7 protein-coding genes are annotated in these 14,193 nt (G+C 54.0%); 3 read left to right on the top strand and 4 right to left on the bottom strand.

Annotated elements, in window-relative coordinates:
* Positions 1 to 94: 94 nt before the first annotated feature.
* A complete protein-coding gene (locus VN12_RS04215; protein WP_146675649.1) occupies positions 95 to 4,117 on the top strand; it encodes a HEAT repeat domain-containing protein in 4,023 nt (1,340 codons plus the stop codon).
* Between the two features lie 59 nt (positions 4,118 to 4,176).
* Here the strand turns inward: VN12_RS04215 and VN12_RS04210 are convergent, their stop codons facing one another.
* From VN12_RS04210 to VN12_RS04190, 4 genes are all read right to left on the bottom strand, one after another.
* On the bottom strand, positions 4,177 to 5,862 hold the full coding sequence (locus tag VN12_RS04210; RefSeq protein ID WP_146675648.1) for a hypothetical protein: 1,686 nt from the start codon (positions 5,860 to 5,862) through the stop codon (positions 4,177 to 4,179).
* Positions 5,863 to 5,895: 33 nt separating this feature from the next.
* Positions 5,896 to 7,248 carry a PAS domain-containing methyl-accepting chemotaxis protein gene (locus VN12_RS26700; protein WP_146675647.1) on the bottom strand — a complete coding sequence of 451 codons (1,353 nt, stop codon included), beginning with the start codon at positions 7,246 to 7,248 and terminating at the stop codon, positions 5,896 to 5,898.
* Positions 7,249 to 7,432: 184 nt separating this feature from the next.
* Positions 7,433 to 8,224: a YciI family protein gene (locus tag VN12_RS26385; protein ID WP_240491318.1), complete on the bottom strand. Its 792-nt coding sequence runs from the start codon at positions 8,222 to 8,224 to the stop codon at positions 7,433 to 7,435.
* An 88-nt stretch (positions 8,225 to 8,312) separates the two neighbouring features.
* A complete protein-coding gene (locus VN12_RS04190) occupies positions 8,313 to 9,572 on the bottom strand; it encodes an RNA polymerase sigma factor (RefSeq protein ID WP_146675646.1) in 1,260 nt (419 codons plus the stop codon).
* 297 nt (positions 9,573 to 9,869) lie between these two features.
* Here VN12_RS04190 and VN12_RS04185 point away from each other — a divergent pair, with 297 nt between their 5' ends.
* A complete protein-coding gene (locus VN12_RS04185) occupies positions 9,870 to 13,136 on the top strand; it encodes a S41 family peptidase (protein ID WP_205855181.1) in 3,267 nt (1,088 codons plus the stop codon).
* A 99-nt stretch (positions 13,137 to 13,235) separates the two neighbouring features.
* Positions 13,236 to 14,111, top strand: a complete 876-nt coding sequence (locus VN12_RS04180) for an alpha/beta fold hydrolase (RefSeq protein WP_146675644.1) — start codon at positions 13,236 to 13,238, stop codon at positions 14,109 to 14,111.
* Positions 14,112 to 14,193 lie beyond the last annotated feature (82 nt).

Here is a 14,193-nt window from a genome sequence, read left to right as displayed (position 1 = left end):
CGGAATATTGGCTTGCTCTATTCTGCCAGTTCGACTTCCTGTGGACCGTTTCGTCTCGTTCCACAGGGGCAGACATTCCAAGGATGGAAGCAAGATGTTCAGAGAATCACGACCAAACTGTATCGGGACGTCGCGAACGATCCCAACTGCGGCGCTCTTGATAGCGGTGTTTTCATCGGTCTCTCCGGTCCTCGGCCAATTTCAGATACCGGGACTCAAGCGCCCGACCTCTGCGCCGGCGGCTTCTAGCCCTGCTGGTCAGGTCAATGTCCCGCCATCGCCGAACGGTAAAACCGAGCGAGAGCCGATTTGGGCAGCCAATTCGAACGGTCGAGGGGAGGCTTATTTTCGAAAGGAATTGGATCTTCCTACCATTGAGCGTGCACATATCGAGTTCGAAGCGTCTCAGACTTGCGAGATATACCTCAATGGACTTCGCATCGGATCGGCGAAGACGCCAGGACAGCGGGAGAAGGTTGATGTCACTGCGACCGCTCGTCCGGGGAAGAACATTATCGCGATCCGAGCCAGTCACCGAGTTCCGTCCCAGCCCTCGCTTTCGTTCGCATTCTTCTTCAAACCCGTCAATCAAAAATGGCGAATTGTAGTCAGCGATTCCCAGTGGAAAGCGACCGGTTCCGCTTCGCAGGGGTGGCAGCAGCTTCGCTACGATGATTCGAAATGGCCGCTCGCGCTCTCTCGCTATGAGGAGACGGACTCGGAAATCGCTGCCAATTCGATGGTAGATTCCGTGTCTGCTGATTCGAATTCCATCTCCAAAGCGGCCCCCCAACCTTTCGCCCCCGCGGATGACGCGAAGACTGCGACGAGCAAATCGCCTCCGATCAAGGCTTCATTGGCGGATTACGATTCGTCGAAAGGGCCTCCTCCTCCCGAGCGTTTCACTACCAAGCCTGGATTCGTTGTGAAAGAGGTTTTTGGAAACAAGGAGGTAGGTTCGATTGTTGCGATGACGTTCAATGAGTTCGGCCATATCATCGCCTCGCAAGAAGGTGGTCCTCTGCTGTTACTTTACGACTCGAACAAAGATGGATCCTACGACAAAACCAGGGTCTATTGCGAGTTGGTGAAGAACATCCAAGGAGTTTTGGCGCTGAATGGTGATGTCTACGTCACGGGAGATGGCTCCGAGGGCTCTGGGTTATACAGATTGATCGACAGCGATCGGAACGGAGAACTGGAGAAGGCGGAATTGTTGACTGCTTTCAAAGGTGTTGCCGGGGAGCATGGTCCTCATCAAATGACGTTCGGACCGGACGGATCGATATACCTCGTCGTTGGAAACCACTCACAACTCGATGCACCTTGGCCAGAGGAAAGCACCTACACCAAGCCCTACGAGGGGGATTTGGTGCAACCTCGGTTCGAGGATCCAGGTGGGCACGCCGAGGGAGTGAAGGCTCCCGGCGGTACGGTGTTGCGGTACGATCTTCTCGCGAAGAAAACGACGATCGTCGCAGGTGGTTTGCGCAATGCTTACGATTTGGCATTTCATCCGTACGGGGGACTCTATGTCCACGATTCCGACATGGAAGCCGATATCGGTGCCGTTTGGCACCGGGACACCAGTCTCTTTCGCGTCGTCGAAGGAGGAGAATATGGTTGGCGAAGTGGGTGGGCCAATTGGCCTGAATATTATCTGGACCGTTTGCCATCCCTTGCCTCGTCCGGACGCGGTTCGCCGACCGGAATGGCTTTCTACAACCACTTTAAATACCCAAGTCGATTTCACCGAGCGTTGTTCTTAGCGGATTGGTCGGAAGGACGAATTCTGCTGTACAACGTCGAACAAGACTCAAGCAAAGCCAAGATGGAGGAGTTCGTATCGGGAACCCCGATGAACGTAACCGATCTTGAAGTCGGACCGGATGGTTGGCTTTATTTCTGTACGGGAGGTCGGGGGACCGACGGTGGTATTTACTGTGTGCAATGGAATGGCGAGGTGCCACGCCAAGTGACCGATTTGGGTGAAGGGATCACCAAAGCGGTTCGCATCCCTCAACTCCATTCTGCATTCGGTCGGCAAGCGGCCGCGTTGACGAAAAAGGAGATTGGAGACGAGTGGGGGGAATTGGTCGCGGGAGTAGCCTACAGCAGCGACAATCCGGCTCGTTACCGAATTCAAGCACTTGATTTGATGCAAATGCTAGGGCCCGTGCCTACGCCGGAGATGTTGATCGAACTGAGCAATTCGACGAGCGAACCCTTTCGAGCAAGATGTGTGCAATTGCTGGGGCTCCACTCGGATAGTACCGTCGCGGAACGACTCGTCGAATTGCTGGCCGATCCATCCACTATGGTACGGCAGGCGGCCTGCGAATCGATACTTCGAATTGGTGTCATTTGCGACCCCGCCGCATTGATGAAGATGTTGCAAAGCGAGAACCGAGACGAGCGATTTCTCGCGCGTCGAGTCCTCGCGCTGGTGCCTAGTTCGGATTGGAAGGATGAGTTCTTGGCGAGCGCCTCCAACCGACTTGTTATCAATGCTGCTCTCGTCTTGATCTCCACCCAACCGTCGAAAGAGAACGCTGATGCTGTATTCGATGCGTTGAGTCGAGCGAGCGAAGGGTTCGTGAGCGACGCGGACTTTGTGGATTTGCTTCGCGTCATGCAGGTGGCATTGCATCGATCCAAACTGGACAAGAGTTCGTTGACGAAGTGGGCTGGGTTTGTAGAACGGGAATTCCCTGCTGGCAACGGAACCATCAACGCGGAATTGATTCGTCTTGGAACCTACTTGCAATGCGATCTGGTCGCACCAGCCATCAAATATCTGCAGACCGATACCAGCATGCCGGAAAGAGTGCTCATTGCGATGCATCTTCCGATGATGAAGCATGAGTGGACGTCCAAAGAGCGTATGGCCTTGCTTCAGTTCTTGGAGTCTGCCCAAAAAATCGATGGAGGCGGTTCCTATCAACTGTATGTAATGAGGACGTCTCACTCGCTGTCGGAGTTCCTAACAGAAGAGGAATCGCTACGAATCCTCAGCTTAGGAGAACAGTATCCCAACGCAGCACTTGCTGCCCTACTGAAATTGCCGTCGGAGTTGGACGCGGCCACGATCGATCAACTTGTAAAGTTGGATTCTCAGATCGATCGAGGAGGACTCGAGGAGGATGTGTTCAAGCGATTGAAGACTGGAATAACTGCGATTCTCTCCGGGCAAACGAGCGAAGTAGCACAAGAGCATCTTCGCGATCGCTGGAGAAAGAGTCCTGATCGCCGTGCCACGATCGCTCTAGCGATGGCGCAAAAGCCCGATGAGAAGAACTGGGATTACTTGGTGCGGAGCATTGGGATCTTGGATCTCTTCGCTATTCCTGATGTCTGCGCAGCGCTGGTAAAAATCGATGTCGCAACCGACGAGTCCGATGCGATTCGACAAGCGATCTTGCAAGGTTGTCGATTAGCCGAGGCAGGTCAAAGTACCAAGCCCATCGTCGACCTACTCCAATATTGGACGGGCGAACAGATTATCGCTTCTGCCGACAAGCCCGCCGATGCCATGTCCAATTGGCAGCGTTGGTACGAAGTCCATTACCCGGACAAGCCTCCTGCAGCCTTGCCCGGTGAAACGGAACGGCCTCGTTGGTCCATGGAGTTCCTCGAGCAATTCTTGAGTGGCGACCAGGGCAAGGCCGGGGCGATCGATAACGGTGCGCTTGTCTTCAACAAAGCCCAATGCAGTTCCTGCCATAAGATGAATGGAAAAGGCAAAGGCTTTGGTCCTGATTTGAGCAGTATTTCCAAGCGGTTCACGAAGAGTGAATTCCTAGAATCGACGTTGTATCCATCCCATGTCATCAGCGATCAGTACGCGACAAAGAAGGTGCTCACGACGTCGGGTGAAGTACACGTTGGCATCCTGGTAAAGACGCCAAACGGTTATTTGGTCCGTGTTAATCAGGACAAAGAAGTGAGCGTGAATGAGTCGGAGGTCGAAGAAATCTTGCCTAGCAAGGTTTCGGTTATGCCCTCGGGACTGCTCGACAATTTGACGCCATCCGAAATTCGAGATCTCCTCTGCTTCCTCGGCTATGTGCCAACGATCCAGGTTGCAGAAGAGAAACCTGCGGCATTGAGACGTTAGGAAGCGAGGCAAGTCCCCACGCGAAAGAGGTGCGACGAGACGCTTGGGCCGTTCCTTGCTTAAAGCTTGGACGGCCGTGGTTTGGTCCAGCCGTACCGTTGGAGGATTTCGGTATCCGCATCCTGTCCTTGAGATTGAAGGAGCGACTTCAGTTCTTGAACTTTGCTCTGAACCGCATCCTCTTCCTCTCTTGTTGCCGGTTGCGTCCCCTTCATCATGGCTATCTCTCGAATCGCGTCATCGATTTTCTCTGCTGTGGCGATCGGGGGTGTGGCGGACGCCTCTGCAGTCGCTTCAACGGATCGTTTCGGCTCGTCGTTGTCCATGGCTCGCCTTCCGCTGACTCGGTCCACAGCGCGTCGTCCATAAGTAGGACCGAAATCGATCGGGGTGATGGCAAATACAATCCCCAAGCCAAAAACGAGGCCTGCGATGGCGCACATTCCCGATAGAGTTGTCTTGCCCGGACCGATGGGTTTGTCACTTACGATCGGTGTATCCAAGCGCGTGAGCAGACTGGTTGCCAGCGAGGAATCGCGAGCGGCCTGAGCTTCCGCCAGCTCGCGTTCCGCGGATTCGACTATGGCGGTTCGCGACTTTACCTCGGCAATGAGATTTGCGTAGTGCGCTCGGTCCTTTGCCAAGTTCTGCAGTCGACTTTCGATACTTCTCTTTTGTTCCTGCATTCGCTCCAAGCGTCTGTCGTGCAACGCAATATCCGAGTCGATACTAGAAAAGGATGCCTTCAACTCTTCGTGGAATCGCTCCAAGATCGATTCTTGCGCGGAACGGGATGCAATCACGACAGGATGTTCCTCCGTGAATTTTCCCCGGATATTGGCATCCGCGATTTGTGCATCCACCAGGCCTTCTCTCAAACGCCTTAGGCCTGGGTGCGAGTTGAGAAAGCTTGCAGGGGCGACGACGAAACTGGACGGATCGCGGCTCGCCTTCTCAAGCATCTCTCGATCGGAGAGAAGCGATTGACGAGCGGTTTCGATTTGACGAATTTCAATTTTGATCTGTTCCAACTCCACCTTGGACGTGGAGCCAGAGCCGATCGCGTCGGTCATGCCGCGAAGGTCCGCTAGATCCGCACCGGCCCGTTGCTCGATTTCATTCAGATCATGCGTGCACTCCATCAAGGCGGCGCGTGCTGCATCGCGAGCAAATACGAGTTCGTCGATGACGCTGTCGGCTCGCAGCTTTCGAAGTTGCTGCAAGCGGGACTCCAGCGCATCGCACAGAGCGCGATTGAGTTGAAGTGCGTGCTCTGTAGTCGACGCCTTGATATCCAAGTAGATCACTTCGGTTGCTCCGAATTCGACCCCTTTCGGCGCATGAATCAGGATGGCCTGCTTCGCGGTTTCTTCGACCAAGTCGTTGCTCGGATAGTCTCCTTCAAAGTCGGACATTCCAAACCAGTTCACCAGCGACGGAGGCTTTCCAACAACCAGCAGAGCGTCGCGCACTACTTGGTGACTCTTTGCCATTTCGAGGATGGTTTCCTGAGCCGCCTTCATCTCCGCTTGACTTTGAAAACGTCCGAGCCGCATCACAGCGCCGTTGGCTTCATCTCGAACCAACAGCGCCTGCGATGCTATGTACGTATCCGACTTGAGAAAGAACGCATACGTTATCCCCATCGCTGCGAAAAGGCAGGTCGTGAAGATCCAAAGTGGAGACCAAACCAAAACACCGCGCAGCAGGACTCTCAATGCGGGATTTGAAACCAGTGCGCTCATGGTGTTTCGGTTCACTTCCGATGTTTGGGGCAACTAAGTCGTACTCAGCTCTCGTAACTCGTCCGCGGTATGACTGATCGATCGCATGGTGACCGACTGCTCTTCGATGGCTGCGGCGATCTGCGACATGCTGGCGCTGACCTCGGAGATACTCTTCGAGATACCATCGGTTGAATGGACCACTTCCTGAATGTTTCGTTGGATTTCTCCAACTGTAGAAGCTATATCCTTCGTAGCGTTGCCGGTTTGCTTGGCCAGTTCTTTGACCGCGCTCGCCACGACTGCAAAGCCACGTCCTGCTTCTCCCGCCCTGGCCGATTCAATCGTTGCATTCAGTGCGAGCAAATTCGTTTGATCTGCCAATTCTTGAATGACCTCGATCACCTTGCCAATGATTCGACTTGAATCGTCCAGCCGGTTGACAACGATTTTGGTGTTGTCGGTAAGTCCCTTCGCTTCCTGCGATAACGTCGCTGTGCGATTGACGCCGTGCGAAATCTCATTGATGGTTTGGGTGAACTGAGACGTGTTGTCCGAAATGACTTCACTGATCTCATTCGCTTTGACTCGGCGCATTGCTGCAGACGTTACGTCCACGGCATATTTGATGACTCGCATCACTCGGCCCCGGCTATCAAACATGGGATTGTAGGAGGCCTGAATCCACACGGGCTTTCCGGATTTAGTAAACCGTTTGAACTCTCCCGCTTGGAAATCGCCTCGTCTCAAGGCCTGCCAAAACTCGGTATACGCTGCTGTGTGATGCTCGGCTGGATCGACGAAAATGCGGTGATGTTTCCCTTGGATCTCCGACAAGCTGTACTGCATCGCTTGGAGAAAGTTGTCATTCGCACGTAGAATCGTTCCGTCCAAGTCAAATTCGATGATGGCAAAGGAGCGACTGGCCGCTTCGATTTGGCTACCTAATTCGGCTTCGCGAAGCTTCTGGTCGGTGATATCAGTGCCGAGTTTGACGATGCGATCGATGATCCCATCCTGATTTCGAATGGGATTGTACGTTGCACGAATCCAAACCTCACGGCCTCCCTTAGCTTGCCTGCAGAACTGCCCTTCGAAATGCTCACCGGAAGCAAGGCGATGCCAGAAAGTTCTGTAATCGCTACTGCGTGCAAAATCGCCATCAACAAAGATGCGATGGTGCTGTCCAACGATCTCCGTCGAGGTGTATCCCATCGTTTGAAGGAACTTGGAGTTTGCCGCCTGGATGATACCTTCTGGCGAGAACTCGATCATCGCCGTCGAATTCGAAATACCATCGATCGTTGCTTGCAGTCGATTGCATTCCTCACGCAACCGCGACGCCTCGTGCGGTAAACTGGCCTGGGTTGAAGTAGAACTAGAGAAAAAGCTCGAAAGCGATGCCATAACGAATACCCCACGATTGAATCTATCGACGCATTGGCAGGGGCAGCCATTTTTAATGTCAACGGTAGTTGTCGGGCATGCGTGCAACCGAAATGAGGCAAAACGGAAGCGGTTGCACGACGAAGTTTTAATGGGCTGCTTCGATCGTCAAAGAACGCGTTATGGGACTCAACGTCAACTTCCGTTAGTTCTCTACAACCATGACCATCCATTCCACCCCGAAGCGGTCTGTAACCATGCCATAGCAGGGTGACCAAAAGGTCTTCGTCAGGGGCATGTCGATGGCCCCTCCATCGGCTAGGGCGGCGAAGTACCGATGCGCCGTGGGGCTGTCCGGCACTGTGAGAGCGAGCCGAAAACCGCGAAACTGAGCCTGTTCTTCGCACCCGTCCGAAAGCATGAGAGGGATTCCGGCAACCGTCATCGACGCATGCATCACCTTGGTCTCAAATCCCGGTGGTAGCATCCCCTCTGGTACCGGATCGGGGCTCTCCGAGAACCGCATCAGCATCTGCAATTCCCCATCCAGATGCGTACGATAGTATTGGATCGCCTCGTCGCATCGACCAGAAAAAAACAGATACGGAGTCAATGAGGGCGTTGTCCGGACAGGGGGTGGAATCGAGCCTCGCAAGTGCTCGAGACTAAAGAGTGGGCGGACTTCGACCGTTCCCCTCGACGCGGGTGGTAGACGGGATGCAATCGCGATGGCTTCGTCCAAATTTTCGACATCGATGATGTAGAAACCTCCCAACTGCTCTCGAGTCTCTGCGAACGGTCCATCCATCAAGATCCGTTTGCCATTTCGAATCTGAACCGACGTAGCCGTCGCCACCGATTCGAGTGGGGAGGCGTCAATGAATTTTCCTTGCGAAGCCAGTTCGTCGCAGATCTTCATCGACTCCACCATGCAGGCTTCTCGTTCCTGGTCAGTCCAGCCGCCTTCTTCGCTGTAAATCAACAACATGTACTTCATTGTGCATCCCCTTAGAAACAGAAAATCATAACTTCAGACTGACTTGGTCGACCCTCGCGGCGTTGATTCGACAAGCCGTAGTCGGATTTCATCGACCTTTTTGGCAGGCGGAGATTTCGAGAAGCCTCCTTGCTAGGAATCGTTTCTCGGCGGATTGATTGCACAGCGAAATCGCGTTCTCGTAACACTCGCGTGCTTCGCTCCACGCTCCCAGACGCCGATAGAGGTCGGCGCGGGCTGCGTGGATCAAGTGGTAATCCTTCAATACCCCTGTGCTCATCAACTTTTCGATCAGTGCTAGGCCGGTCTCCGGACCGTCGCGCATCGCGACGGCAACCGCCCGGTTCAGCTCCACCACAGGCGACGGCGAGATCGCCTGCAAAATGCCGTACCATCGGATAATCTCCGACCATTTCGTCTCGGTCGCATGGCTGGCTGTTGCGTGGAAGGACCCGATCCACGCGTGAGCTTGAAAAGGGCCGAGCTTTCGCTGTTGGGTAGCGAGCTGGATCCAAGCCATGCCTTCTTGGATCAAACGCTGATCCCATTGCGAACGATCTTGCTCTTCCAGTAACACGATGTCACCGTTGGCGTCGACCCGGGTTGCGCGTCTAGATTCTTGAAGCAACATGAGCGCGAGGAGCCCCATGGCTTCTGGGTCGGGTAGCAACTCCACAATCAATCGACACAGTCGAATCGCTTCCTGGGTTAAGTCACTCCGCACGGCCGTGTCGCCACCGCTCGCTGAGTACCCTTCGTTGTAAACCAAATATACAACAGATAGAACGGCATGTAGCCTGTCGGGCAATTCCTCTTCCGATGGAATGTCGATGGGAATTCGGGCCGCCTGGATCTTCTTTTTTCCCCGAACAATTCGCTGCGCCATAGTTGGCGTGGGGACGAGAAAAGCGCTTGCAATCTCCTCGGTCGTCAATCCGCAAACTTCTCGGAGCGTCAACGGTACTTGAACTTGGAAATCGATCGATGGGTGGCAGCAGGCGAAAATCAACCGGAGGCGATCGTCTTCAACATCGTGATCCCCTTTCCCTTGATTCCCCTGCTCGATGGTCTCGATTCGACGAGCAATGTGCTCCGCATGTTTGTTCAGTCGCCCTTTCGCCCGCAACAGATCAATCGCTCTGAAACGACCGGTGGAAATCAGCCACGATACGGGTTTGGAAGGTATGCCATGAATTCGCCACTGTTCGACAGCGATTGCAAACGCTTCATGGGTTGACTCTTCGGCCAGATCCCAGTCGCCGAGCAGTTTGGCCAACGTCGAATAAATCCTGCGAAAATCGCTAACAAAGAGCGCTTCAACGAGGGTGGCGGGATCCGTGGTGGGCACGCGGCGGTCTCCTCTTGAAATCGGAAAAGTTGACAGGATTAAAAATGGGTTCGACCCCCTCCATTCCGGGAATCGCAAGTCTTGCTATCGGCGACGAGATGGACCAATATAGAGCTTCCCCCCAATCCTCTCCAACACTGCTTTGTCATCCCCATCCTCCAGTTGGAACATTATTCCATGCTGTTCGCGTCTCCGTCCCTGCGTTCTCGGATTTTGCTTTTTGGTTTGCCTATTGCCATCTTTTTCACAGCTGGTTCCCCAGGCTTGTCTTTAGGTGACGAGGCTGTAGCCATACAAATGGCCACCGACCCGGCGTTGTCTCCGGACGGCAAGATATTGGCGTTTCGGTGGGCAAACGAGATTTGGACAGTGCCCACGACGGGAGGGGATGCGACTCGCTTGACCAACCACCCGGCTGTCGATTCGCAGCCGAAGTTTTCACCCGACGGCTCGAAGATTGCGTTCGTCAGCGATCGATCGGGTTCCAACCAGATTCATGTCATGGACGCTCGAGGTGGCGTTCCGATTCAAAAAACTTTCCACACCGAAGGCTACTCGATCGCGGATTGGTTTCCGGATGGAAAAAGCGTTTTGGCGATTGGGCAACGCGATCACTACTGGAGGGGAGGGCAGCGTCTCCTAAAGGTGTCCTTAGAAGAGCGAAAGGCGGACCAGGTTCTCCTCGACGATACCGCGATCTTTGCGTCACTCTCTCACGACGGGAAGCGAGTCCTATTCACTCGCGAAGGGGAACGCTGGTGGCGTAAAGGTTACCACGGTGAACGCGCCTCTCAGATTTGGAACCTGGATTTGGAGTCGAAAAAGACGACGGAACTGCTTCACGAAGGAGTCGAGTGCATGTGGCCATTGTGGATGCCAAATGACACTGGATTCTACTTCACCAAAGGAGACGAGTCGGGATTCGATCTCTGGCGTTATCGTTTTCCCAAAGAGGAGGGTAAATCACCAAAACAGAAACAAATTGCGGGTTTCGATGAAGACTCGATTGTCAAGCCGACGTTATCACGCGATGGGTCAACCCTCGTCTTCCGCCACCTCTTTGATCTCTATTCGGTGATTCCGCAACAAGACGATGCACCGAAAAAGATTGAGATTCGAATCAATACGGACACGGGACTTCGAGATGACAAGCTTTTTGCAAGTCTTTCGAAAGCCGATGCGGTCGCTTTTTCCGACGATGGACTGGATATAGCGTTAGCGGCAGGCGGTGATCTTTGGGTAATGGATACCGAGTTGCGCGAGCCGATCCGCGCTACCGCGACCGATGCGATCGAGGGGAGTCCACTCTTTGCGATGGACGCAAAGACTCTGTACTTCACTCGAGCCGAACGTGGTCAGGTCGATATTTGGAAAGCGGAACCCAAACAGCCGGATCGTTTCTGGTGGCAGCAGAGCGCATTTGTCGAAACTAGGTTGACGAACACACCGGCTTCGGAGTCGAATCTCCAATTCACTCCAGACGGAAAGAAGCTTCTTTTTCAAGCCGGACGGGGTGATCTCCATGCGATGGACTTGATGTCGAAAGAGGTCGTCACACTGCTTCAAGGTTTTAGTGATGTCGATTACTCGATTTCGCCCGACAGCAAGTGGATTGCCTATGCCACGCAAGACAATGATTTCAATAGTGAGATCTTTGTCATGCCATTGGACAAATCGTCGGCACCGGTAAACGTTTCCCGGCATCCTGATAACGATCGCAATCCCGTTTTTTCAGCCGATGGCAAATTGTTAGCGTTTACGGGGCGGAGATTCGCGGAGGAGTCAGATGTCTTCTACGTTTATCTGCAAGAAGAACTCGATGAGAAGACATCGCGGGATAGACGGTTGGAGAAGGCGTTGGAGGCGATGAATAAGCGAAAAGCGAACGATCCCAAACCGACGGAAGGCAAGTCGGACGATGCGAACCCGGATGGAAAGAACGGTCCAGCGGCAGTGTCCAAAGAGGGCAAGAGGACCAAAGAAGAGGGTGAGTCGAAAGAGTTTCGAATCGATTTGGACAAGATCCATGAACGGATCCGGCGAATCAATCTTCCTGACACTTCGGAGGGGAATCTCCTCTTCTCGCCAGATGGAAAGAAGCTCGCTTTCTCTGCGTCGGTCGAGAATAAACAGGGATGGTACAGTGTCGAGTTTCCTGACAAATTGCAGCCCAAGTTGATGAGCTCGACGACGTTGGCCAGTGCGCGATGGACCAAAGCATCCAATGCGATTCTCGGGCACAATCGAGGTGTTCCCGCGAAACTGGAAGGGGGAGAGAAACTCACCGATTTCACCTTCACCGTTCGACAGGAGCGATCGCGGTCCGGTCGCCTTCGAGAAGGGTTTAACGTCGCTTGGCAAACCATGGGGGAGCTGTGGTATGACCGGGCGATGGGGAATAAGAACTGGGACGAGATCCGTCGCAAATACGAGCGTGCTGCCGGGCAGGCCTACGATGAATCAGGATTGGCTGAGATCGTGGAGCTAATGTTGGGGGAACTCAATGGCTCTCACCTTGGATTCACCCCTGGCACCGGGTTATCGGAGCCTGGGGCGGAAGGGGAATCGGCGGAGAAGTCACCGATCGTTACGGCGCATCTGGGAGTTCGATTCGAAGAGGGGTTCCAAGGGCCAGGGCTTCGCATCCGCGATGTTCTCCCCGGAGGACCTGGGGATCTGGAGACGAGCAAGCTCAAGGCGGGTGATGTCATAACCATGGTTGATGGTCAAAAGGTCGACCCTTCCATGGATCTTAGCTTGGTGCTCAACGGGTTTGTCGATCGCAATATCGACCTAACGGTTGATCGAAAACGGGCTCAGGATGCAGTGGAAACCCTTTCGATCCAACTGAGGCCAATTACCTATCGGCAAGCAAGAACGCTGCTCTATGACCAATGGATGGAACACAATCGTCAAATGGTTGAGAAGCTCTCGAATGGAAAGCTGGGCTATCTCCATATTCGGGCCATGGACGCCGGCAGCTTTCTCGAATTCGAACGCCAGCTATATAACGTTGGATATGGCCGTGATGGTCTTGTGATCGATGTTCGGGACAATGGAGGTGGATCGACCACCGATCATTTGCTTACCGCACTCACACAGCCGCGGCATGCGATCACGGTCCCGCGAAATGGAGGCGAGGGGTACCCTCATGATCGCATGATTTACGCGACATGGTCCAAACCCATCGTTGTCTTGTGCAATCAGAACAGCTATAGCAACGCGGAGATCTTTAGTCACGCAATCAAAGTTTTGAAGCGAGGAAAAGTCGTTGGAGTTCAGACAGCGGGTGGAGTGGTAAGTACCGGTGTCGCTCGAGTCACGGACGTTGGTGTCCTGCGCGCTCCGTTTCGGGGCTGGTTTTCGATCGAAAGCGGGCTGGATATGGAGTTAAACGGTGCATTGCCTGACATCGTCGTTTGGCCTTTGCCGGGAGAGCTTCCAGCAGGTACCGACAAGCAACTGGAGAAAGGGGTCGAGGTTCTATTGGAGGAGGTTGCTGCGGTCAAACCATTACCGAAACCGAAATACGCAACCGAGAGCTCCAAGGTACCGACGGAGTAGTTCAAGTGATTATACCGGCAGGATGGGTATACTTGGGCTATTGAGGACGAGCACAGCAGAACCCGTGATGCATTCCTCGCGAATAGAGTGAAATGAAGAATGACAATGCGATGCACCGAGGAGACCCTTTCGCTTCGAGATGGGGCACTTCTTTATTGTCGGACTTGGAAGCCCGACATCCAGGGGAGATCCTCTGCATCGAGTGCAGGAAGATTGCTGTTGGTGCATGGACTGGGCGAGCACAGCGGTCGCTATGACGCGCTGGCGAGGCGATGGGTAGAGCAGGGCTGGGAGGTGTTTGCTTGGGATCATCGCGGTCACGGTTTATCCAGCGGCAAGCGAGGTGTGCTCACATCGGAAGATCAATTGTTATCCGACATGGTGGAATTGCTGGAGGCGAGGGAGTGGGGAGAGAGCGCCACGAGGACCGTTCTACTGGGGCACAGTTTGGGGGGGCTGCTCGTTGCTAGGTTTTTCGCGGAGGCGCTGAGGGTGCCCGATTCGTCGATAGGACGCTTGGCGGAGAGATTCCACTCGGCCGTGTTATCGTCCCCAGCGTTGCAGATTCGACTGAATCGGCTGGAGCGATTTCTTATTCGAACATTGGGTGTGATCCATCCGACCTTTACAGTTTCGAATGGTCTGCGGCCAGACTGGATATGTTCGCGACCGGACGTGGTGGAAGCGTACCGACGAGACGCGAGGGTTCATTCTAGAATCTGCGGGAACTTGGCTCGATTCATGTTGAGCAGCGCAAGAATTGTCCAGGAGATGGAGAGAAAATGGGAGAAGCCAACGTTATGTCTTTATTCCACGATCGACCGCTGTGTTGACCCGGCGGGAACGTCGCGGTTTTGCCGTTCGGTTCCCGCAGGAGTTGTGCAAGCCCATGCGTCGGACCGGTTACGGCATGAAGTCCTCAACGAAGGGGATTTTGAAGTCGAGCAGCAACTCATGCGGTTCTTAGTCGGCTAATTGGGCCAGCGACTGATCGGTCTTTTGGGTACCTTAGATCTCGCGAAGTAGCCAGCGACCCTACTTGCAAATTTCAAAAAAC

It is taken from the genome of Pirellula sp. SH-Sr6A (genome assembly GCF_001610875.1).
In the GTDB taxonomy this organism is placed as follows: domain Bacteria; phylum Planctomycetota; class Planctomycetia; order Pirellulales; family Pirellulaceae; genus JBKCUI01.
The sequence above is the reverse complement of the archived record's forward strand: the minus strand, read 5'-3'. Positions and strand labels throughout refer to the sequence as shown.

Bases quoted from the DNA above. Each gene is read 5' to 3' on its own strand.
- VN12_RS04215 (WP_146675649.1), top strand. From the start codon at position 95: ATGTTCAGAGAATCACGACCAAACTGTATCGGGACGTCGCGAACGATC.
- VN12_RS04180 (WP_146675644.1), top strand. From the start codon at position 13,236: ATGACAATGCGATGCACCGAGGAGACCCTTTCGCTTCGAGATGGGGCA.
- VN12_RS04210 (WP_146675648.1), bottom strand. From the start codon at position 5,862: ATGAGCGCACTGGTTTCAAATCCCGCATTGAGAGTCCTGCTGCGCGGT.
- VN12_RS26385 (WP_240491318.1), bottom strand. From the start codon at position 8,224: ATGAAGTACATGTTGTTGATTTACAGCGAAGAAGGCGGCTGGACTGAC.
- VN12_RS04185 (WP_205855181.1), top strand. From the start codon at position 9,870: ATGGCCACCGACCCGGCGTTGTCTCCGGACGGCAAGATATTGGCGTTT.
- VN12_RS26700 (WP_146675647.1), bottom strand. From the start codon at position 7,248: ATGGCATCGCTTTCGAGCTTTTTCTCTAGTTCTACTTCAACCCAGGCC.